Genomic DNA, 21,733 nt, shown 5'->3' on the forward strand with positions numbered 1-21,733 from the left:
GCCGTTCGCAGGGGTAATACGCATTTCTATATCTCTGAAAAAAGCCCTTTTCCCAACCAAATAAGAAGAAGGGCCCCGGCAATCCATGGACCAAACGCGAGGCGCTCTTGGCGCCCGTGGCCCGAGAGCACTGCGTACCCAAGGGCACCCAGAGCCGACAGGAGCACGACCCAAGGCAAGGCGAAAACCCCAACCCATGCACCCGCTGCCGACAGCAGCTTTGCATCACCCAAGCCCAACCCTTCCTGCCCACGGCTGCGGAAATAGACCGCTCCGATCAGCCAGAATACCACATAGCCAATGATAGCGCCCCAGATCGCCTCCGTCGGGAGGGCACGCTGCGCGAGGGCATTCGTTGCCAGTCCGACCCATATCAGCGGAAGCGTATAGCGATCCGGCAGGCGGTGTTGGCGCAGATCAATACGAACAAGCTGACCCAAAATCGGAATCAGAATGATCGAGGATAAGATGAACACAGACATTCGCGCATAAGACACGGCCGGCAGCGAAAACGCCAGTGTGCCTAGATTCCATCTAAATGAGATATTCTATCATAAACTGTGAAACTTTCTCGGCGGCAGCACGTGTCTCATTCAATGCGGGTAGTGAATAGAAATTTTTCAGCACTCGCAGGGCGAACCGATGACCATTGGTCTCGGCACATAAAATAAGCCAACTTGGGAGTGAAAAATGACATTTACCATTCGTACCTTGTTGCAGGGAAGCTGCGCTACAGCGCTTTGCCTGACAGCAAGCATTGCATCTGCATCATCGCACCGTGAGGCGCCGGGCATTACCGAGCAGCCAAAGATCGACGCGACAGATTTCTACATGTTCAAAAGCTACGAGGCAAACCGCGGCGACTACGTGACCCTCATTGCAAATTATCAGCCTTTGCAGGCCCCCTATGGTGGACCCAACTATTTCACCATGGACCCCGATGCGATCTACGAGATCCATGTCAGCAATGACGCCGATGCCGAAGAAGAGATTACCTTTCAGTTTCAATTCGACAATAATCTGAAAGACGGCACTGGTATCCAGTTGGACATCGGCGGCGAGAAAGTGGGCATTCCGCTGCGCGCCGCAGGCCAGATCACAGCCAGCAGCCCGACTGCCGCTCTGGGTGAAACCGAAAGCTATAGCGTGACTATGATCACGGGGGACCGTCGCAGCGGCAAAAGAACGTCTCTTTCGCATGGCGGCGGGACGACCTTTACCAAGCCGCTCGACAACGTTGGCAACAAGACCCTGCCTGACTATGCCGAATACGCGAACGCCTATATCTATGACGATGTAAAAATTCCGGGCTGCGGAACGGGCCGGGTCTTTGCTGGCCAGCGCGCAGAGGCCTTCGCGGTGAACCTTGGCGAAATCTTTGATCTGGTGAACCTCGTTCCAGTGCAGGGACCAGATAACCCGATGTGGTCCCAGTATAACGATCCCAATTTCAACGCGAACGGAATCGTGCAGGACCGCGCCAATGACGACCTGATTGGTAAAGCCAATGTCACAACGCTGGCTTTGGAAATTCCAATCTCCTGTCTGACCCAAGGGGATGAGCCGGTCATCGGGGCATGGACGACTGCCAGCCTGCCACAAGGCGAATTGGAAGATCCGTCGCCCACCTACGAGAAGACCTCGATTTATGGTGGCGCTTGGGTACAGCAGTCGCGCTTGTCCAACCCGCTGGTCAACGAGGTGGTCATCGGCCTTTCCGACAAGGATCTGTTTAACGCAGCAGAGCCTACAATTGACGAGGCATTGGCTGTCTATGTGACCAATCCGACCCTGCCAGCGCTACTGGATATCCTGTTCCGCGATGCGTTGGGTGCATCGGACAATATCGCTCCGTCGAACTTCCCCCGGAATGACCTTGTTACCGCGTTCCTCAGCGGTTTTGAGGGCGTAAACCAGCCTGCTGGCTTCGATACGAAGACAGACCTGTCTGAAATGCTGCGTTTGAATACAGCGTTCCCGGCGACACCCGCATCCGAGCAGCATACCTTTGGCCTTTTGGCTGAAGACCTCGCGGGCTTTCCCAACGGTCGCCGTCCGGCGGATGACACTGTCGATCTTGCGCTGCGCGTGATGATGGGCCGGTTGTGCCATGACGTGCCTCTCGGGCAAGAGCTTAGCGGAGACCCAAGTGCCGAAGACAATGTAAACCTGGGTCTTTGTGGCAAAGGCGATCCCAACGATACCGCGCCTGCGGGCCTAGTACCGTTGACCGATGGGGCACCTTTGCGCGCCACCGAGTTGCAAACCGTGTTCCCCTACTTGAACACACCGATTGCTGGCTCGCCGAACAACTAAACCCATAGAATAGGAGAATTCCGATGTTGAAGAGTATCTCAGTTCTTGTGGTTGTGGCCGGCGTTCTAGTCGCTTGTGGTAGCAGCGGCGGACTAAACGGCATTTCCAAATTGGGGGCCGATTTTGTGCGCGCCTTCAACCAGGATCGCAATGCCCAGCCGATCTCCCTCGCGGGGGTCACAGTGCCACGGTTCCCGACGAGCGAACCTTTCAACCCCTAGGTTGATTGGCTCCTTTTCGGGGGTGTGAGAATAAGAAAGAGGCGCGGCCGCTCCAAAGAGTGGCCGCGTTTCGCATTTTACCCTTAGGGACGGAAGGGCTTTGGGGCAGGCAAGCTCCCCTGCGATCCCAGATGCTCCGAAAAGCTGCGCTCGATCGCATAGGTGTCTTTTCGCCCCAGCCTGTCTTCGCGCAGCAGCCGGGACGTCAGGATCACCGTCGTGCCATCGACTTCTGCGCGGCTTTCCACATCATAGACGTCTGACGTGAAGCCAATGCCGTTCAGCGCGACAATGCCGGCGTCGGTCACGTCCCCGCGCGTGAGGAAACCGTTTTGTTCGCGCCGCTTGACCAGTTGTCTTGCGGCGGTTGGCGATCCCAGCACTGCCGCTATGACCGCTTCACTTGCGGTGTTGATGTTCACATCTCCGGGTTGCGGTAGCAGGCTGACGTGGGGGGCCAGTATCGCACGCGTCTGCGCGTCCAAAAGCTCGACCTCGGACAACGCGCGTATGGGGCCGCGGCGGGAAATTCGGTCGTTGATGTCCAAGGCCACGCTGTCGGGCAGGTCCAGAGATTTGACCAGCCGCGCAAGGATCTGCTGTTGCGAGAGGCGCCCCGCTGCAAGCCCGTTCAAATCAAACCGCGCTTGGGCATCTGATACGCTGATCGCAAAGCTACCCGTCTCTAGTTGCACTTCTTCTTGCGCAGCCAGCGCCCATGGTTCGGCCATATGGTCCGTCTCGGGTGCGACGTCCATATCCCGGCGTAACGCCACGATAATCGAGGTCTCCGCGCCCAAGGCCAGCGCCTCGGCCTGGGTCGCTGCGGCTGCTCGCTGGGTGCGTTCCATCAGGGATTCTTGCGAGGTGAACATCAAGACAACGATCGCAGACCCCAACGCGAGCGCCACTAACACATTGATCAACACGACGCCGGCGTCCGGATATCGTATACCGGCGCGGCTCATCGGGGCGCAGGGCGGGTCAAAGACGAAAGCCGCCTCAGACTGCCAATTCCATTAATGTCCACGCGCATATCCACGGCCAGCGCTTCGCTCTCGCTGTCGGGGAGGGGCCACGCCGAATGCCAGTTACGATCCCTATCAAGCACGCGAAACGTCAGCGCGCTGACATCCAGTATCAGAATTTGCCGCAACAGATCATCCGCATTTCGGGGGCCTATCTCGCGGCTAAGCGTATTTGCATCGTGCAGATACTGGCGTCTGGTCTGGCCATCATGTCCGAGAGTGGACAGGACCCCATCTCGAAGCGTCACCGTACGGGGGTCCGCCTGCACAATATCGCGCCCGAAGACCAGCAAGGCCCGATCCAATTGTGCCAGATGCTCGAGCCGGCCATCGGTGCGTTCGCGGACGCGCAAGATCGTGTCCAGCGTGGTAAACGAGGCAATACCCACCAAAGCGAAAAGACTAAGCGCGACCAGCATCTCGATCAGGGTCACGCCAGCCTCTTGGTCGCGGATAAGGGTCATGCGCCGGTAGAGCCAATCAGGTTATTCGCGCCGGTTGTCACGCTTAGGATAGCCAGCCCGCGTGCGCATTGTCCGTCCTTTTGGAAACGGTAGGGGCCGACGACACCGTCGAAACCGGCGTCGCGCAGCAGCCCTTTGCGGTTCTGCTGGCCGATGCGCCCAAGAATGCGCGCCATTTCGACGGCATCAAAGGCCAACCCGCCAAGCACACCCGCCTCGGTTTCACTGAACGCGGTAAAGGCCGTAGCAAAGGCCTCGAAACGAACAGGGTCGGGTGCGGCAAACCACCCATCCTGCAATGCGTCGATCCGGTAAGGCGTGATCGATGCCCATTGTTCCGAGCCAAGCAGCTGCACCCCCGCGCTCTTGATCGCCGCGGCCTGTTCTTCAAAGGGACCACCCACAACGGGCAGATAAACCGCATCTGGCAGCGCACCGCCGTTCGCGGCCCGGATCTTGTCGATCAGGCCAGCGGCGGATGCGGCAACAATCGCTGGCGGAGCGGTACCCCCTGTCGCCGCGACGACGGATTGCGCTGCCTGCGCGGACAAGGCACCAAATGGCCCCGGAGGAACAACAGTAACAACGTTGCGCTTGCCGCGGGTTGCCGCGAAGCCGAGGATCGATTTCGCTGATTGCTGCGGTGTGATGCCGAATACAAACAGGTTATCTCCGGCGATAGAGCTGTCGTTCGACAGTGAAACAACGGGCGTACCGCGCCCGACAGCTTCGGCGACTGCGCGGCTCTGGCCTGAGAAAAGCGGACCAAGTAACATCTTCGCCCCGCCGTCCATCGCTTTTTGCGCGGCAGCAACGGCTGTTTCGGGGCTATCGCCAGCATCGACCACCTCGACCTCGGCCCCTGGGCCGGTCGCGTTGCCGCCAAGGGTTGCGGCTGCCAGCATGATCTGTCCTAATGACGCTCGCGGGCCGGTAAGCGGGGCCAGCAAAACGGCCTGTCCTACCGCATTTTCAGGCGGCAGTTCAGTGTCACCTGTCAAAGACAACCCGCCGCAGCCCGATAAACCAATGAGCGCCGATGACCCACCAAGACCCAACAATACCCGCCGTCGCGACAGAGGGGAAAAGGCACCGGAAGCCACGGTTTCGATGGATTTTATCGGCTGTGCTTTTGGCATCTTTTGCATTCCTCGTTTACGTGACGACATTGTTTGTCACCCTCCCGGCATCGGCCTTGCGCCGTATTGCCGTCATCCCTGCTCCGATTACTGACCTGTATGGCGGCCTGTGGGAAGGGCGTGCTGTGTTGGACGGTGGATATTCGCTGGATTGGGACCTGCGCGGCTGGCCGTTGTTCGCTGCTCGCGGGGTTGCGGACTGGACCTTGCAAGGGCCCGACACCCAATTGACAGGCGTTGCGACCTTTACCCCGGCATCCATGAGCGCGACGGATATTGTGGGGCGTATCGGGCCCGGTTTGGTCGACCTGATCCCCGGGGCCGCATTGAAAAACTGCACGTCGCAGGCCGTCGTTGATGTGCAACGGCTGAGCTGGCGCAAGGGGGCCGCTGCTGCTGCGGGCGCGGTTCTGATCAGCGAAGGGCGGTGCAAAGATCTATTGGGGCGCGACACAACAGTGCCACAGATGACGTTGGACCTGACAACCCAAGGCCGCGACGCCATAGCAATATTGACGGACCGTGACAGCACGCTGGCCAAGGTCACGGTTACAGGGGAACGGCGGCTGATCGCGCGTATCGAGCCCGAAGGCGCAGTGCTTGTGCCGGGCATGCCGACGAGCGGACCGATGATCATCGAAATGCCATTCTAGTTCACCAGATTGTTAAGGTTAACGATCGGCAGCAGGATGGAGAGCACCAAAAGCATCACGATCCCACCCATGATCAGCAGTACGGCCGGTTCGACCAGTGCTACCAATGCGGCTACCAATGCATTCAGATCGCGCTCTTGATCGTCGGCTGCGCGGGTCAGTGTTGTCCCCAGCACGCCCCCCGCTTCCCCACTTGCGATCATCGCGATCAGCATCGGGGGGAAGACTTTGGCATCGTCCAGCGCCCGTGAAAGCGCCGTCCCTTCGCGTACGCGTGCCGTGGCTTGGGCGACTTTTTCGCGGATGTGCAAATTTGGCACGGTCTGCGTAGCAGCGGTCAAGGCATCTACAAGCGGCACGCGGCTGACGGTCAAGGTTGCCAAGGTACCCGCGAACTGCACCGAGTTTGTCTTGAGAGAGAACCCCCGCGTCAGCACCGAACGCGATAGAAATCGATGCCAGCGCAGCCGCATCGCCGGTTGCCGCAGCAGGCTGGCCCCGCCAAGGATAACGGCAGCGAGCACGCCGAGCATTGCAATACCCCACGCATTGATAAAATCGCTTACCGTAATCAACGAACGGGTCAGGAACGGCAGTTCCGCCCCGCGAGAGGTGAAAACGCGCACGATGTCAGGCACCACAAAGGTCAACAGTGCTACGATTACCGCAAGCGAAACGACGGCAAGGATCGCGGGATACAGCAAAGCAAGCTGCACCGTCTGGCGGTTCTTGGCGCGAGTTTCCACAAAGCCGGACAGATGTTCCATCACTTGGCCAAGCTGCCCCGAGGTTTCCCCCGCAGCGACCGACGCACGGTAAAAGTCGCCGAACACCTGAGGATACTCGCCAAGCGCCTGCGCAAAGCTGCGCCCGTCGAGCACTGAGGCGCGCAGGTTCAACAACAGTGATGTAACAGCGGGCTTGTTCTGCTGGTCTGCCACTGTCTTGAGCGCTTGCTCCACACCGATCCCCGAACCGATCAGCGTGGCAAGCTGTCGGGTCAGTAGGGTCAGCGCGCGGCGCGAAATCTTGGCCCTGCCAAAGCCCGCCCCCTTTGTCGCTTTCCCCTTTTTTGCGACGGTTGGTTCGACCGACAGCGGCGCGAGGTTGCGCTGGCGCAGACTGCTGCGCGCGGCGGCCGCACTTGCGGCCTCTATGATCCCCTTGGTCGACTTGCCCGCGGGCGTCATCGCTTCATAGGCATAGGCTGGCATTATTCATCCTCTTGTGATGCGGCAAGCGATATGCTGGGTTGCGGTGGGGCACCGTCGTGGATGGCGCGCGCGACTTCCTGTGCAGTGGTGAGGCCCAAACGCATCTTGGCGATGCCGTCGTCCAGAATGCTCGGGCCGCGATCCCGCGCCGCGGCGATCAGTTCGGCTTCGGATTGCCCTTCGTGCATTTTGCGTTCAAGCGCGCCGTCGACCTCGATAATTTCATACAGCGGCAGACGTCCACGAAAGCCGCTGGCTTGACAGGTATCGCAGCCAAGCCCCTTCTTCACGATCTCTCCGGGCTTAATCTTTTGCCCCAAAAGATCGCTTTCCGCCTGCGTGACCTCGTGGTCGCCCAGACAGTCGATGCAATTGCGCCGCACCAGCCGCTGTGCGATCAGCCCGCGCAGCATAGGGGCCAGCAAGAAGCGTTCGACACCCATTTCGACCAGTCGAGACACGGCACCGATGGCCGTGTTGGTGTGCAAGGTCGAGATGACCAGATGCCCGGTCATGGCGGATTCCACGGCGATCTGCGCCGTCTCGCGGTCCCGGATCTCGCCGACCATAATCACATCCGGATCTTGTCGTAGAATGGCGCGCAACCCTCTGGCAAAGCTGAGATCGGTCTTGGCGTTGACCTGCATCTGGCCAACACCGTCCATCGTATATTCGATCGGGTCCTCAACGGTCATGATGTTGCGTTGCCGGTCGTTCAGCATATCCAGACCAGCATAAAGCGTCGTGGTCTTGCCCGAACCGGTCGGTCCAGTCACCAGCACCATCCCATCGGGCAAGGACAGGATCCGTTTCAGCACCGTATTATCGCGATCCGACAGGCCAAGATGGTCGATCCCGCGCAATGTCTGCCCCCGGTCCAAAAGTCGCAGCACCACGCGCTCGCCAAATTGAGAGGGGATCGTCGAGATGCGCACGTCAAGGTCATACCCTCCGACCCGCAACGAAACACGGCCGTCCTGCGGAAGGCGTTTTTCAGCGATGTCGAGTTTGCCCATCACCTTGATCCGGCTGACAAGCAGCGGCGCGAGTGCGCGTTTCGGGCTGATTACCTCGCGTAGAATGCCGTCGACCCGAAAGCGCACCAAAAGTCGCCGCTCCTCCGTCTCGATATGCACGTCAGACGCGCCTTCCTTGACCGCCTCGAGCAGCAGGGCATTGATCAGCCGCACCACGGGCGCATCGTCGTTTTGGGCCAGCAGATCGTCGATCGAAGCGGCCGTGTCCGCCAATGACGCCAGATCATCGTCTGCATCCGCAGCCACCTGTGCGGCCTCGGACGCGGAATCGCGGTAGATCGTGCCAAGAGCCGCTTCAAAATCGGCAGCCGATATTTCCTCGAATGTCACAGCGGTGCCAGACACGCGCTGTGCTTCGATCAGGGCTTCGAAAGAGGCATCATGGCGATATTGGCAGCGTGGCTCCGCACTCTCTTCAGAGGCAGGTAATAGAATGACCCCTTGGCTTTGCGCGAAACCATAGGAAAGGCGGGTCTGGGTGCTGGCATGGGTCATTGCAACGATCCTAAAAGCAAACGCGCCGAAACACGGCCCGGTGCCGGGCGCCGATCCACCTCGAGCGCCTCTACCCTCACGTCGTGCTGCTCTTCCAGATCAGAGAGCCACAGCAATATGGTCGCAAAGGGCGTATCGTCCAAAGTGACCCGAATGCTGTCGTTTTCAGGCTCAATGCGCCGCAGGGTCAGGTTTGCCGCGGATGCCGAGGTGGTGATCCGCGTGGCAAGAGGCGTCTCGTTGAGCGGTTGCAATGACACGATCGTGTCGACGGACGCCAGCGCAGCTGTGTCCTGAACAAGGCGAAATGCTTGAATGTCTGCGCGCGCTTCGGCCTGCGCCCGTTGCAGAGGAGCCCATAGGAATTGATAGCCCACAACCACGATGGCGAGCGGTAGCACAATGCTCACCAGACGCTTTTCACGCGGGTTAAGCGCGGCAAAGGCTTTCATCCGCCATCCCCCCGCGCGATCCGCATTTCGACCTCTGCACCGCCATCGCCCGCTGTGGCGGCACCGCTGCGTACGGCAAAGCCCGATGCCTCTAGCGTCTGCTCGATGCCTTGCAGGTCGTCCAGGCCAGGGCTCTGCATGAGCACCACCAATGTATTCTCTGACGCGCCCCATGCCATGCGCCTGAAACCAACCGGCGCGTCGGTCAGCACGCGTGAGATATCGCTGAGCAGGGGCAAAAAGCTGCTTTCCTTTGCAACCACCTGCGCGGGTGTCAGGCGTGCGAGAACGGGGCCAACCTCTTGGGTTAGGGCCATGCCGGGCAGGATGTCCGAAATGGCCAGCTCTGCAGTGCGGCGCTCTGTCTGAGCGATCTGAGAGAGGGCGCGCAGGTTCAAAGCCGCGATGGTCATGTGCAGCACCAAGGCGGAAACCACAGCGACGGCAGCCCACTTCCACGCAGCCACCCCCCGTGCTGCAGCCTTGCGCGGCTGAGCAAAGCTGAAGGCCACGTCTATCGGGTCCGGTGGGGGTGGTGTGGCTGACAGATTTTCGGCTGGAAGATCCGCTCCCAAAGGTTCGCCAAGCGCGCGCAGCGACGGCCGGCCAGCGCGCTGCCATAAAAGCGGCAGCATATCCACATTGGCGGCAAAACCCGTCCCGTCGGAACAGCGCACAACCGCACGATTGCCTTCTTTCCAGACGGCCCACGCGGGACCATTGTCGGACGGTGGACGGGGGATTAATAGATATTCGGGGAGGTGCGGCGCGTCTTCCTGTGTCACCTGCGTCATCACGTCACTGGACAGGACAAACGCCAGGTGATCCCCGGGCGACGCATCGGCAAGCGGGCCTTGGATGATCTGGACGGACTGCAGCGGTGCGGCAATCCGCTCTTCGACAGCAAAGGTGATCAACGCCTGCCGTTGCCGCGCATTGGATCTGGGTACATGAACGATAAAACTGCTGACGTGTTCTGCACTGACCGGACGGGCGGCCAGCCCATCAACCTGCGGGCAATAAAGTTCGGCCCGTGCAACCATGGCCGAATTTCTCGTCGTCAAAGGCACTTTTAAAGCGTCAGACGCGGGCAGCCGTACAGGGCGCTCCGAGGCGTTTAAATCTGGCGTAATGCCTTGACTTATCACGAAAAATTACCTTTTCAATCGTCCCGTTGTTGCCATAGTATACGGAAAGCCACGTAACAGATAGGGAAACAGTTTCATGCGTCACTGGAAAAAGCTGGGGGGCCGCCCCGCGTCCCACCGCAGCCGCCGCGACGGTGAAGCGGGCGTAACTCTGATCGAGATGATGGTGGTGCTGGTTATTATCGCGCTGGTGGCGGCGATCATCGTGCCCAACGTTATCGGGCGCCCGGACGAAGCACGGGTGACCGTTGCGCAGTCCGACATCCGCGCAGTCGGCTCGGCGCTCGAACTTTACCGCTTGGACAACCGCACCTATCCCACGACCGCACAGGGATTGCAGGCCTTGGCCGTGCGTCCCACCGCGCCGCCCGAACCCCGCAACTGGGTCGCGGGTGGGTATCTGACCGCTGTGCCGGTCGATCCTTGGGGGAATGATTACATCTACGTCTCTCCGGGTGCGAATGGCGGGTTCGATCTGATGTCGCTTGGGGCAGATGGGGCACCCGGCGGCGAAGGGGTCGCGGCAGATCTGGCACATGGGCAGCTGCAGGCCAGCAGGTGAAAACCACGGCCGCCCCTGACCGACACCAAGACGCGGGCGTGACGCTTGTTGAGGTGCTTGTGGTACTGGTGTTGGTGGGAATCATGGCCGGGATTGTCGGGCTTAACATCGGCAGCGGGTCACGTGGTGATATTGCCAAGCAAGAGGCCGACCTTCTTGTCGCCAGGCTAAATCGGGCAGCGGACGATGTGATCCTGACGGGGGTGCCAATGGGCTTCGTTTGGGGCGCGGAGGGCTATAGGTTCGATGTCTATAACGGGGAAATCTGGGAGCCGCATCCTTTACCGGTCCTGAAAGAACCCCATCTGCTGGCCGGTCGCACGCGGATCGTTGGAAGCGCTGGCGCGATCGTCGTTTCCACGGAGTCGCGCCCGACTGGGGATAGCCCCTTGTCGCTTGAACTGCGTGCGGGTGACGGCGCGGCGGAATATGTTCGGTTCGACGGCGTCAGCGCGGCGCATCTTCAGGAGGTAGAATGACACGTCAGGACGATGCAGGGTTCACGTTGATCGAAGCGCTGGTGGCGATGGCCGTCCTTGCCTTGGGCGCCGTATCGCTGCTGTCGGCCACGCAGGGGCACAGTAAACGCATCGCTGATCTCTCGGATCGGGTCGCGGCACGGTGGGCCGCCGAATACCGCCTTTCAGAAGTCCGGGCAGGGGTGGCAATCGGCGCAGAGCCGCTTGAGCTATACGGCATTGAATTCGATCTCGACGTGACGCGCCGCCCGACCAGCGACCCCGATGTGCAGGCCGTCTCTGTCGGCAGCGCCGTTTCAGGGACGGATCGGGTTTTGTATATTCTGGATGGATATGTCCCGTCAGGAGACCCGTCATGACGCGCTTTGATCATGCGGCGAAATGGCTTCGATTGGGCGTGATCCTGACGGCCGTTTCCAGCGTGGCCGCGGCGGGTGCCGAAGCGACTTGGCGTGTGCTGGGCCATGATCGCGTTGTCCCCCCTATTGCGAAGCTTCGCCCCCCCGCACAAGAGCCTGAGGCACTGCCCGACCTTGCGCCTGCGCTGGCTCTTGCACCGTTCGGCGCTGCGGAAGTCGCGGTGGCAGATGCTCAGACGGCCGCGATACCGCAGACCCTGATCTTGCTCGGGGTCATCGTACGCGATGATCCGTCCCGCTCGCTGGCATTGCTGCGGTCGGACACGACTGAAGGCAACTATCGCATCGGCGATGAGGTCGTCCCCGGTACGACGCTCACCTCTATTTCACAAAACCATGTAACCGTGCTGACAAAAGACACCGAGAGCCGCCTTTATTTTGCCGGTGCGGATCTGGTCGCCGATGGTCCGCAAGTCCCGACAGGCGCGGAACGGCTGCTGGCGCTTATGACCTCTGGGCAGGGCAGTTCCATCAGTGAACAGGTGGATGCAGCTGCGCGCGCTCAGCCCGTGACAACACAGGATTACATCGACATGTGGCGCGACCGCATCATCGCCAACCCCGCTGAGGTTCTGGATACGATTGGCTTGGTGCCAGGGGAAAAAGGATATACCATCGCTGAAAAGCACGACGTAGGCGTAAACCGCGCCGGTCTGAGAGCAGGTGACATCGTGACAAGTGTAAATGGTGAAAGCGTCGGCAATGTCGATCAGGATCGGGAACTGTATGACGTGATCGCGGCGTCTGGCTTGGCCCGTATCGAAGTCGAAAGGAATGGCCGAACGATCGTTATGTCATTTCCGCTGCAGTGAACCTTGCGCTTCGCCATATAGCAGCCTTTGCCCTCGCAGTTTTACTGATGCTGCCCGCCCCTGTGCGCGCTCAGGAGACCTTTGTCATCAATCTGCGAGACGCAGACATCTCTTTGCTCGTTGAGCAGATTTCCGAAATAACCGGCCGCACCTTGGTGCTTGATCCAGGGTTGGTGGGAGAGGTGACTGTCGTCTCTGCCGAGGCGCTGGACAAAGAAGGCGTCTGGTCGTTGTTCCAATCCATTCTGCGGGTACGCGGATTTGTTGCCGTTCAGGCCGGATCGATCTGGCAAGTGATCCCCGAGGCCGAAGCGCGCACTGCGAGCGGGCCCAATCTTGGCGAAGAAGTCATCGCCGGCAGCCAAGACTTCGTAACCGAGATGTTGCGCCTGAACCGGCTGCCCTCTGCCGAAGCCGTGCGCGTCCTGCGCCCGCTTGTCGCGGAATCGGGATATATCGAAGCCGTCGAAGATCCCAATGGCGTGGTCATTACCGATACCCGCGCCAATGTGGACCGGATCATGGCCATCGCGCGCAGCTTTGACGGAGATGCCCTTGTCCGCTCTGAGGTGCTGCGCTTTCGCAGTGCCGATGCGGTCACCGTCGGCAGTGCGATCCTAGAGGTACTTGGTCAAGCGGGCACAGGCGCGCGCCTGTCCGTTGATGCAGGGTCCAATCTACTGCTCGTCCGAGGCACGCCCGAAGACATTGCAGAAATTCGCAGCCTTGCCATCGCCATGGACGTTGCGCCACGGAAAGACCCCCGGGAGGCCGTCGCTACCACAGTTTTCAACCTCCAGTATGGCGATGCACAGATCATTGCAGACATCATCAAAGGTACGGTGGGGGATGCCACTGACATCACCAACGCAGTTGCCGCAGATGTGGGCGCACAATCAGCCGAAGCCACGTCGGACGGACAATTTGTGCCGCTAAACCGCGTCGTCGCCCCGGATGCTGTCAATATCACCGCCTCTGTCGAAACGAATTCTATCGTTGTTCGCGGCACTGCGGCGCAGGTTCAAGAAGTCGGGCAACTCGTTCATGCCCTTGATGTGCGTCGCCCGCAGGTGATGATCGAGGCAGCTATTGTCGAAGTGTCCGGCGAGGTCGCAGAGCGGCTTGGGGTCCAACTGGGGCTTGGCCCGAATGTGCCGAACGGAGCAATCGCCGCCTCGAACTTCTCTAATGGGGGAGGGGTATCGCTGGGGTCCGTGCTTGCTGCTGTCGGTGTCCCCGCCGGGTCGGCCTTGTCTACGGGACTGACGCTTGGTGCCGGTGGCAATGACTTTGGTATTTTGGTGCAGGCCCTGTCGCAGTCTACGAGCGCGCGGCTTTTGTCGACGCCATCGGTCACGACGCTGGACAATGAACCCGCGACCATTGTGGTTGGCCAGAACGTTCCCTTCCGGACGGGTAGCTTCGCCACCGATGGGAATACGGCGACCCCCTTTACCACGATTGAACGACGCGATGTCGGCATCACGATGAATGTCGTGCCCCGGATCACGGCCGGAGGTGTGGTGCAGCTGGTCATCGAACAGGAAATATCGAGCCTAACAAATGCCAATGTTGAAGGTGCCGCGGATCTAGTGACCAACCGGCGGGTGATTAATACAACCGTAATGGCCGACAACCGCGGAACAGTTGTGCTTGGTGGGCTGATAACCGACGACCGCATCAATGGCAGCAGCAAGGTGCCCGGTCTTGGCGATCTACCGGTGGTCGGAGAGCTTTTCAAATCGCGTAATGCCCGCAATACCCAGCGTACACTTTTTGTCTTTCTAAGGCCCACGATCCTGCGCAGCCGTGAAGATATCACCGAAGCTTCTTCGCGCCGGTTCAACCGCCTGAAAGCAGCCGACGCCACACAGCAGCCTAGAACGATCCTTAAAAAACAAGAAGTACAGCAGTTACCTTTGGAAATTCAGGGTTTGTATTGATCTAAGCCAGTGGCACGCGCCCCCAAGACGCTGCTACCGTTCAAAAGTCAGCGACGCCCAATAGCTCACCCAATCAAAGTCATTATGCTTTACCGGCAGCAATTTTACGCTGTTGATCATGATCTCTCCACGAATGTCATCCGAAAGCGTCAATATGCCATTCGCATCCGTCATCATATGCTGCGGTCCTGTCTCGGCTCCGGACCCAACAGGCCGCGCAAATACCTGAACCGGTTGATTGGCGTTTGCTTCACCATTCAAGAGCAGCTGAAAGCGGACCGGCCCGTCCAAAGTAACATAAGGATTATCCAGCGCTACCCACTCGTAAATTGCGCCATATGCACGATCCTGCCCGCTTTTGTCGCCCACCCCCACCAAGGTTTTCGCATAACGGAAATAGGCTTCTCTGATGGGCTGACCCGGCCGGGTGCTAAATACTTCGGCACCACGCCCTACGGTTTCAGCAAATTCACGAAAGTCGGCCAGCGTGTCATGCTTTAGGGTGCTTGCATTTGAAACAAGTACAATAGCGTGCAGCCCGTTTTCGCCCGACTGGAGGCTCAACGACGGGTTATCTTGTCCGGTAAACGCCAGCTCTGTTTCAACGTCACCTCTGGAAAACAGGGCCGAGCTGTATCCCTTCGGAATGAAGATATAATCCTGCCCGACAAACTCGGATCCGACCAATAGATCCGCCTCAATCGTCGCCTGCGACGGGAAAGTGTAGGCCCGAGGTTCAATCCAAAATTCATGCGCCAAGGCAGACTGAGTGGCCAGAAGCCATATGGTGAAAGATTTCGTGTAAAGAGACATGATCATACCCGTTTGCTGTTTCGGCATTGCCAAGTTGTTGGCCGCGTGTCGTAGGGTGTTGCTGGTCTGTAAATTAAGCCACCACTTCGATGATGTATTCTGCCCAAAGGCTGAACGCGTCATCTCGGGCATGGCGATATGAGTTTGCGGCGCGTTGAAATCGGCGGGACGGAAAATCAGGTTGGTCTGATCGTGAGCGGATAGCAACCTCTGAGTCTGCCGATGTGACTTAAACCGGCCGAATATCTTCTCTCGCTTCCGGGTCGGCCTGTTTGATCCGTGGATGGCGTTGTCCAATCCCTCGTAGGCGCAGTGGTCAGCGTCCGGTGCCAATGTTTTGATCGGCTTGACATAGCTGCACAGCATGTCAGTGATCATGACCCTCGGCTCGCCGAACTGAGTGATCAGCCTGTGAATAAATCGCTTGGCAGCTGTAGCGTTTCGTCGCGTTTGCACGAGAATGTCGAGGACGAACGCGCCGGCCGCAATATGCGAAATTTGGACCAAAGCGAGTGACCTACAACCGGACTGCTTCCCGGAGACTGTGCAGAATTTTGTGCGTGACGCGTTTTCTTACGCCATCGGGAAGCGGTCTTCGAACATGATGGCAAGCTGAGATCTGACAGCGTGCCATTCGCGGACCGAACGCTTCCACTCGGTCGATGTAGCATTGAGCGCCAGATAGATCAATTTCGCCGCAGCGTCGTCGCTTGGGAAATGACCTCGGGTTCTGACGGCACGGCGAATTTTCGAGTTCAAGGCCTCAATGGAATTCGTGGTGTAGATCAGCCTGCGGACCTCGGGCGGGTAATCGAGGAACGGGATGACCTCGTGTCAGGCCCGGCGCCAGCTCGGCGCGATCGCCGGATACCCCCTTGCCAGATCGCTGTCCTCGAACTCAGCCAGAGCCAGTTCTGCCGCCTCGACGTCCACGGCCGTGTAGATCGCCTTTAGGGCGGCGGCGACGGCCTTGCGGTCCTTGTAGCTGGCGAAGTTCATGGAATGGCGCAGCAGATGGACGATGCAGGTCTGGATCCGAGTCTGGGGAATGCGGCCTCGATGGCCTGGGGAAAGCCCTTCAGCCCGTCCACGACGGCGATGAGGATGTCCTGGACGCCTCTGTTGCGCAGGTCGCTGAGCACTTTGGCCCAGAACTTCGCGCCCTCATTGGCCTGAAACCACAGGCCCAGAACGTCCCGCGTGCCATCCGGCAGCACCGCGAGGGCCACGAAGACCGCCTTGTTCGAGACCGCCCCGTCGCTGCGGATATTGACCCGGATCGCGTCCATGAAGACGATCGGATAGCAGGGATCCAGTGGGCGGTTCTGCCAGGCGGTGACCTCCTCCATGACCGCGTCGGTGATCGCGGAAATCAGGCTGGGCGAGGCCTCGACGCCGTAGATTTCCGCGATATGCCCCTGGATCTCTCGGGTCGTCATTCCCCGGGCATACATGCTGACAATCTTGCGGTCGAATTCAGGAAAGCGCCGCTGATACTTCGCGATCAGCATCGGATCGAAGGTGCCGTTCCGGTCGCGGGGAATGTCCAGAACCACCTTGCCGCTGTCCATGGTCACGGTCTTCTGGCTGCTGCCATTGCGCCGATTGGGCGGCTGGTTCTGGCCCTCAGACGCATCATCTGCGCGCTCTTCATCGAGATGGACATCCATCTCTGTGCTCAGCGCGCGTTCCGCCAGCGCCTTGGTCAGCTCCGCCAGGATGCCGTTCTTGCCAAACAGGTCACCGGGTGAACGCCCTTCCATCAGACGGTCTAGCAAGTCTTTGTCGATGCTCATACGTGGGTCTCCTCTGTGAGCAGTTACCACGTCAGCGCACAAAATTCAGGATAGTCCCCGTTTGCTACGCGCATGTCCTGATAAAATAGAACGCATGAAGCACGTAAGGTGATCGGGCGATTTCAAATCGCCCGCCACCACGCGACACCTTCTGCATCGATGTCGCGCGTGGCCTGACCGCGCGTACGTAGGCAGTGGAAATTGGCCAATGCCTCGCCAGCGGCAAGACCGTAAATGCTTTCCGTCACTTCGCGGTTAAAGAGAACGGTGAACAGGTCGACGACCCGCTTGGGCTCCCGGATCTCCGCGAGCGCATTTTTCAGGTCTTGTTCATGGCCTTCGATCAGCGTGTCGATGCGCGCATGCAACCCGCGATATGGATCGCCATGCGATGGCAGCACCAACACGTCATCCTGAATCTCCGACTTGATGCGCGCCAGGCTACCGAGCCAATTGGTCATCGGGTCCGCTTCGGGATTACGCGCGCGAGCCGATACGTTGGGCGTGATCTTCGGCAACACCTGATCGCCTGCGATGAACAGTTTTCGTTTCTCGTTATAAAGACAGGCGTGTTCTGGCGAATGGCCGGAGCCTATGACGACCCGCCAATCGTCTCCTCCCAACGTCAGCGTGTCCCCTGCAGCAATCCGTTCAAACTTCTCCGGCGGAGTGCAGACAAGCCCGCTATAGGATCGTTGAAGATCCATATTTGCCTCGATCAAAGCATCACTACCGCCAGCCGCGCGAAAGAATGCCGCCTGGCGCGCATCACGCTCCGGCGACATGCCCTTGGCCAATGCAACCAGCTCTTTCTCTTCCTCCGAAGTGATCAGCACCGGCGCATCACAAAGCTTACTAATCCACCCGGCCACCCCCCCGTGGTCAGGGTGTCCATGGGTCAGAACCAAACGGCCCACGGCGTGTCTCTGAATGGTGGAGCTAAAGATTTTTTCCCAAGCCGCAACGGTTTCCGGAGAGTCGATGCCCGTATCGATGATATCCCACGCCCCATCATGTCTGAACAGCCAGATGTTGACCGACAGCAGACCACCACCAACCGGCATACGTGCCCAAAGCAGGTTATCGTTCACCTCAACAGTAGAGCCATCGCCGATGAGTGGGGCATCTCCTGCAAATGGATATTGGAGAACATTTTTGACCGCGGCTGAGGCTACTTCGCAAACCATCTCGACTCGTCCTAAACTGCGTAATCAAACCAGAAATACCCACTTATTTACTATTCATCAAGCAACGAAATGACCCGAAATCCCCTTGTTAATCCTTGATTGACATGGGCCTCGAAACCGCTTGATAGGGGACATTGGCAACTGTCATACCAGAAAGGTAGCTGCCTCGACCGAGGTGGAAGTAACTCAGTTATCCTGAGACGTATACTTACCTCAAATTCCGGTGATCTTTCGTCGAAGTATGTTTAGTATGATCAAGGCTTCCAAGCCAGAATTATAACATAATCCTAATTATCAGTTACAGATTCCGCACAAGGGGCACATTCTAAACTGATGGATTGGATGCCCCTCCTGTTGGTTCATTATAGAACCGTCCGAGCCATGGTGGTGCGGACGTCTTGCAGGAGGAACAAATGTCAGAAGCATTTATCATCGGTATCGACCTGGCGAAGCGCGTTTTTCAAATACACGGCGCTGATGCCGCAGGTAAAGTTTTATACCGTAGAAAGCTGAGCCGGCCTCAGTTCAATAAGTTTCTAAATGAGCACCCAAGTTGCATTTTTGCGATGGAAGCGTGCGCGTCCGCCCATCATTGGGGGCGTGAAGCGCTTGCTGCAGGTCATGAGGTTCGATTGGTACCGGCGCGATATGTGAAACCGTTTGTCAAACGCCACAAGAGTGATGTTGTCGATGCAGAGGCCATTACAGAAGCCGCGATGCGTCCCTCAATGCGCTTCGTCCCAGTGAAAGCCCCGGAACAGCAAGCACAGGCGATGTTGTTTCGGACGCGGGAATTGTTCGTGCGGCAGCGCACCCAGCTTATCAATTCGCTTCGCGGATACTTGGCGGAGTTTGGGATTGTGCTGCGGCTACGCATTCGGAACGCTGATATTCTCAAACGAGAAGTAGAGGAACAGGCACATAAACTGCCCGACGAGGCCAAACGCTTGGCGGAACGGCTCCTAGCGCAGATCGAGACTATCAGCGCAGAAGTCGAAGGTCTGGATCATTCCATCAAGATGCATGCAAAAACGTCAGAGGAAACGCGGCTTATGCAAACGATGCCTGGCGTCGGCCCGATGTCCGCCATCGCAATTTCGGCCTTCTGTCCTCCCGCCAAAAACTTTCGCACGGGGCGGGATTTTGCAGCATGGCTTGGTCTTGTACCTCGACAGCATTCGACAGGTGGTAAGGAACGGTTGGGGCGCATCACAAAAATGGGCCAGAAAGATGTGAGGCGGTTGCTGATCATCGGTGCAATGTCCGTCATCAATTCCATCGAACGATGGAAGCGTTGTGCCGAACCATGGTTAGCGCGTATGCTTGAAACACGCCCCCGGATGGTTGTTGCTGTTGCTTTGGCAAACCGCATGGCTCGGAGGCTTTGGGCCATGTTGATGACGGGCCAGATTTATCGCATTCGCGGGGCCGTCGCTTAGCGGCAGACCCACGGATACCGGCAGGTATGTGAGGACGAAAGGATCGACTAAGGAAAGCGGATCGACGAGAACGAACATGGAAAAACCAGTGCAACCCTTCGCGGCTTCGAGCCCGATAAACTGATTTGGAGCCAAGTTCGCGCATCTCCATAAGGGCCAGCAGCCAAGTGTGCTGCACAAACAGGCCGGACACGTGACTGCACCCGATCATGCTATCTAAACGTCGAAACAATCACCCACATAAACCGGGGCATCCACACGTGGGTTGCGAAATTTCCCCTATCTTGCTGGAAAGCAAGGAGAATGAAAGATGGCCCATACAGAGCTAAACCTGCGTGAACGGCGCGTGATCGAAGATATGTTGAATGCTAAGATACCTATACGAGAGATTGCAGCACAGATCGGCAGGCATGTTTCCACGGTGTATCGCGAGATCAAGCGCAATCACTATTTCGACAAAGAGTTGCCGGAACTGAACGGATACTACGGCGTGGTTGCTCAAAAAGCGGCGACCGAAAGACGTGCGCGGCGGCGCAAACTGGTGCGCCTTGTCGGCTTGAGAAAAGCCGTAATCAAGCAGCTCAAGGAAGGTTGGTCACCAGAGCAGATCGCGGGCCGATTGCAATATGAAGGCCAAACAACCCGCGTAAGTCATGAAACGATCTACGCCTATGTTTACGGCCCAGATGGTCAATCTGCGGAACTCGCACGCTACCTGCCCAACCGCCGGAAAAAACGGCGTCCGCATCACGCGCGCAGGCCACGAGGCCTTGTGTTCCCGCCGGATCGCTCAATTCACGAACGCCCTGACTACGTTGATAGCCGCGAGACTTTCGGCGAGTGGGAAGGCGATTTGATGATATTCGAACGCGCTCAGGGCAAGATGAACTTTGCCTCACTGGTCGAGCGGAAGACACGCTTTGCTGTCCTGTTCCGCAACAACGACCGCAGCACCACGCATCTGATGAACCGCTTGATGGGTGTGATGGAACCCCTGCCCCAACCGGCGCGCAAGTCGATCACCTTTGACCGTGGGATCGAGTTCAGGAACTGGCGTAAGTTGAAGCCTGGTATCGGCACAGAGGCCTGGTTTTGTGATCCACAGGCTCCGTGGCAAAAGGGTTCCGTCGAAAACCTGAACAAGCGTGCGCGGCGCTACTTACCAAGAGATGCGCCCGTGGCCGCGCTCTCAAATCGAGATATGAAGTCGATTTGTGACCGCTTGAACGGCACCCCCAGAAAGTGCCTGGGATGGAAAACGCCGACTGAAGCCTTCAGGGAAGAACTGATGAAACTGAGATAGCGGAAACCGTCGCAACGACCCTTGAGAATCCAAGGGCGTGCGCTACCTTCAAGTGCGACTCTTGTTAGAAAACAGTAGTTTATCTAATGAGAGGAATCGTTATGGGAGCCGTTTACGACCAACTGAGTATCACAGAACGACGCAAGATCGAACGCTGGAGACACGCGAAGGTCCCAGTTGACGAGATGGCGCGCGTTCTGAGACGCTGCAGATCAACGATATTCCGCGAGCTAATGCGCATCCATTTCTCGGACGATGGAATGCCGGGATGCAATGGCTATTACGGTGCTGCTGCCCACCTGATGCAAGCGGATCGTCGCGCTCGCGCGCGCAAACTGATCAAATATCCTGAGCTGTGCAGACGCGTGATTGAACGCATCAAGAACGGCTGGACACCTGAGCAGATCAGTAACCGCATGATCCACGAGGATGCCCCACTCAGGGTCTGCCAAGAAACCATCTATCGCTACATCTATTCCAAGGAAGGTCAGCGCGAAGACCTGCGGTGGTATCTACCGACCCACAGTGTCGTCCGGAGACCACGTCGCACCAGAAGACGCAGAGAACCCAAATTCCACCGTGATGTCAGTATCCTGTTCCGCCCCGATGATGTCGCGCATCGTCGGCAATTTGGCCATTCACTGCCCGACAGGCGATTTGTGAAACAAATCTGCCGAGAGGGGAAAGATTATAAAGTCGATCAAAGACCTCCCCCTCGCCGCCCGCTGGTCCATCACTTTTGATCGTGGAACCGAGTTTGTCAGTTGGCCGCATCTCCAAGCCGAGATCGGAACCCAGACGTGGTTGTCTAAT

Annotated in this window: 19 protein-coding genes and 3 pseudogenes; 10 read left to right on the forward strand and 12 right to left on the reverse strand. The window is 58.3% G+C overall.

Annotation, left to right across the window (positions count from 1 at the left end; all coding sequences use genetic code 11):
- Window positions 1-26: 26 nt before the first annotated feature.
- Window positions 27-482: a prepilin peptidase gene (locus tag B4F27_RS16665; RefSeq protein ID WP_286760217.1), complete on the reverse strand. Its 456-nt coding sequence runs from the start codon at window positions 480-482 to the stop codon at window positions 27-29.
- A 208-nt stretch (window positions 483-690) separates the two neighbouring features.
- Here B4F27_RS16665 and B4F27_RS16670 point away from each other — a divergent pair, with 208 nt between their 5' ends.
- Window positions 691-2,316: a DUF4331 domain-containing protein gene (locus B4F27_RS16670; protein WP_286760218.1), complete on the forward strand. Its 1,626-nt coding sequence runs from the start codon at window positions 691-693 to the stop codon at window positions 2,314-2,316.
- 304 nt (window positions 2,317-2,620) lie between these two features.
- Here the strand turns inward: B4F27_RS16670 and B4F27_RS16675 are convergent, their stop codons facing one another.
- The 3 genes from B4F27_RS16675 to B4F27_RS16685 all read right to left on the reverse strand — a co-directional run bounded on the left by B4F27_RS16675 (window position 2,621) and on the right by B4F27_RS16685 (window position 5,198).
- Window positions 2,621-3,388 (reverse strand): general secretion pathway protein GspK, encoded by a 768-nt coding sequence (locus B4F27_RS16675; protein ID WP_286760219.1) that lies wholly within the window; start codon window positions 3,386-3,388, stop codon window positions 2,621-2,623.
- Window positions 3,389-3,501: 113 nt separating this feature from the next.
- Window positions 3,502-4,029: a type II secretion system protein GspJ gene (locus B4F27_RS16680; RefSeq protein ID WP_286760220.1), complete on the reverse strand. Its 528-nt coding sequence runs from the start codon at window positions 4,027-4,029 to the stop codon at window positions 3,502-3,504.
- The gene (locus B4F27_RS16685) at window positions 4,026-5,198 is read right to left on the reverse strand and encodes a penicillin-binding protein activator (protein WP_349676317.1); all 1,173 of its coding nucleotides are present in this window, start codon (window positions 5,196-5,198) and stop codon (window positions 4,026-4,028) included. The genes B4F27_RS16680 and B4F27_RS16685 overlap by 4 nt, the downstream gene beginning before the upstream one ends.
- Between B4F27_RS16685 and B4F27_RS16690 the strand changes: the two genes are divergently transcribed.
- Window positions 5,162-5,821 (forward strand): hypothetical protein, encoded by a 660-nt coding sequence (locus B4F27_RS16690; RefSeq protein ID WP_286760222.1) that lies wholly within the window; start codon window positions 5,162-5,164, stop codon window positions 5,819-5,821. The genes B4F27_RS16685 and B4F27_RS16690 overlap by 37 nt on opposite strands.
- Here B4F27_RS16690 and gspF read toward each other — a convergent pair.
- Genes gspF through gspL form a run of 4 tightly spaced genes read right to left on the reverse strand, consistent with a single transcriptional unit; the run spans window position 5,818 to window position 10,062 of the window.
- The gene (gspF, locus tag B4F27_RS16695; RefSeq protein ID WP_286760223.1) at window positions 5,818-7,035 is read right to left on the reverse strand and encodes a type II secretion system inner membrane protein GspF; all 1,218 of its coding nucleotides are present in this window, start codon (window positions 7,033-7,035) and stop codon (window positions 5,818-5,820) included. The genes B4F27_RS16690 and gspF overlap by 4 nt on opposite strands.
- Window positions 7,035-8,567 (reverse strand): GspE/PulE family protein, encoded by a 1,533-nt coding sequence (locus B4F27_RS16700; RefSeq protein WP_286760224.1) that lies wholly within the window; start codon window positions 8,565-8,567, stop codon window positions 7,035-7,037. The genes gspF and B4F27_RS16700 overlap by 1 nt, the downstream gene beginning before the upstream one ends.
- Window positions 8,564-9,019, reverse strand: coding sequence for a type II secretion system protein M (locus tag B4F27_RS16705; protein ID WP_286760225.1), 456 nt, complete (start codon window positions 9,017-9,019; stop codon window positions 8,564-8,566). The genes B4F27_RS16700 and B4F27_RS16705 overlap by 4 nt, the downstream gene beginning before the upstream one ends.
- A complete protein-coding gene (gspL, locus tag B4F27_RS16710) occupies window positions 9,016-10,062 on the reverse strand; it encodes a type II secretion system protein GspL (RefSeq protein WP_286760226.1) in 1,047 nt (348 codons plus the stop codon). Before gspL ends, B4F27_RS16705 begins: the two co-directional genes overlap by 4 nt.
- A gap of 181 nt (window positions 10,063-10,243) precedes the next feature.
- On the opposite strand from gspL, the gene gspG reads away from it, so the two are divergent.
- Genes gspG through gspD form a run of 5 tightly spaced genes read left to right on the forward strand, consistent with a single transcriptional unit; the run spans window position 10,244 to window position 14,382 of the window.
- Window positions 10,244-10,729: a type II secretion system major pseudopilin GspG gene (gene gspG, locus B4F27_RS16715; protein WP_074636979.1), complete on the forward strand. Its 486-nt coding sequence runs from the start codon at window positions 10,244-10,246 to the stop codon at window positions 10,727-10,729.
- Window positions 10,726-11,208, forward strand: coding sequence for a prepilin-type N-terminal cleavage/methylation domain-containing protein (locus B4F27_RS16720; RefSeq protein WP_074636978.1), 483 nt, complete (start codon window positions 10,726-10,728; stop codon window positions 11,206-11,208). Before gspG ends, B4F27_RS16720 begins: the two co-directional genes overlap by 4 nt.
- The gene (gspI, locus tag B4F27_RS16725; RefSeq protein ID WP_286760227.1) at window positions 11,205-11,567 is read left to right on the forward strand and encodes a type II secretion system minor pseudopilin GspI; all 363 of its coding nucleotides are present in this window, start codon (window positions 11,205-11,207) and stop codon (window positions 11,565-11,567) included. The genes B4F27_RS16720 and gspI overlap by 4 nt, the downstream gene beginning before the upstream one ends.
- On the forward strand, window positions 11,564-12,439 hold the full coding sequence (locus B4F27_RS16730) for a type II secretion system protein N (RefSeq protein ID WP_286760228.1): 876 nt from the start codon (window positions 11,564-11,566) through the stop codon (window positions 12,437-12,439). Before gspI ends, B4F27_RS16730 begins: the two co-directional genes overlap by 4 nt.
- A gap of 47 nt (window positions 12,440-12,486) precedes the next feature.
- Window positions 12,487-14,382 carry a type II secretion system secretin GspD gene (gene gspD / locus B4F27_RS16735; RefSeq protein ID WP_005848548.1) on the forward strand — a complete coding sequence of 632 codons (1,896 nt, stop codon included), beginning with the start codon at window positions 12,487-12,489 and terminating at the stop codon, window positions 14,380-14,382.
- A 33-nt stretch (window positions 14,383-14,415) separates the two neighbouring features.
- On the opposite strand, the gene B4F27_RS16740 is transcribed toward gspD, so the two are convergent.
- The 4 genes and pseudogenes from B4F27_RS16740 to B4F27_RS16755 form a co-directional block, all read right to left on the reverse strand.
- Window positions 14,416-15,327, reverse strand: a complete 912-nt coding sequence (locus B4F27_RS16740) for a DUF4198 domain-containing protein (protein ID WP_349676318.1) — start codon at window positions 15,325-15,327, stop codon at window positions 14,416-14,418.
- Window positions 15,269-15,684: pseudogene (locus tag B4F27_RS16745) on the reverse strand (DDE-type integrase/transposase/recombinase); the annotation flags it as partial. The pseudogene B4F27_RS16745 and the gene B4F27_RS16740, both read right to left, overlap by 59 nt.
- An 84-nt stretch (window positions 15,685-15,768) precedes the next feature.
- Window positions 15,769-16,991 (reverse strand): annotated as a pseudogene (locus B4F27_RS16750) (IS256 family transposase).
- 122 nt (window positions 16,992-17,113) lie between these two features.
- Entirely contained in the window at window positions 17,114-18,178 is a 1,065-nt protein-coding gene (locus tag B4F27_RS16755; protein WP_286760229.1) for an MBL fold metallo-hydrolase, read from the reverse strand.
- A gap of 413 nt (window positions 18,179-18,591) precedes the next feature.
- Between B4F27_RS16755 and B4F27_RS16760 the strand changes: the two genes are divergently transcribed.
- From B4F27_RS16760 to B4F27_RS16770, 3 genes and pseudogenes are all read left to right on the forward strand, one after another.
- Window positions 18,592-19,617 carry an IS110 family transposase gene (locus B4F27_RS16760; protein WP_074636774.1) on the forward strand — a complete coding sequence of 342 codons (1,026 nt, stop codon included), beginning with the start codon at window positions 18,592-18,594 and terminating at the stop codon, window positions 19,615-19,617.
- A 310-nt stretch (window positions 19,618-19,927) separates the two neighbouring features.
- On the forward strand, window positions 19,928-20,920 hold the full coding sequence (locus B4F27_RS16765; RefSeq protein ID WP_286760230.1) for an IS30 family transposase: 993 nt from the start codon (window positions 19,928-19,930) through the stop codon (window positions 20,918-20,920).
- Between the two features lie 101 nt (window positions 20,921-21,021).
- A pseudogene (locus B4F27_RS16770) lies at window positions 21,022-21,733 on the forward strand (IS30 family transposase); the annotation flags it as partial.

Source organism: Sulfitobacter sp. UBA1132, assembly GCF_002311545.1.
Classification (GTDB): domain Bacteria; phylum Pseudomonadota; class Alphaproteobacteria; order Rhodobacterales; family Rhodobacteraceae; genus Sulfitobacter; species Sulfitobacter pontiacus.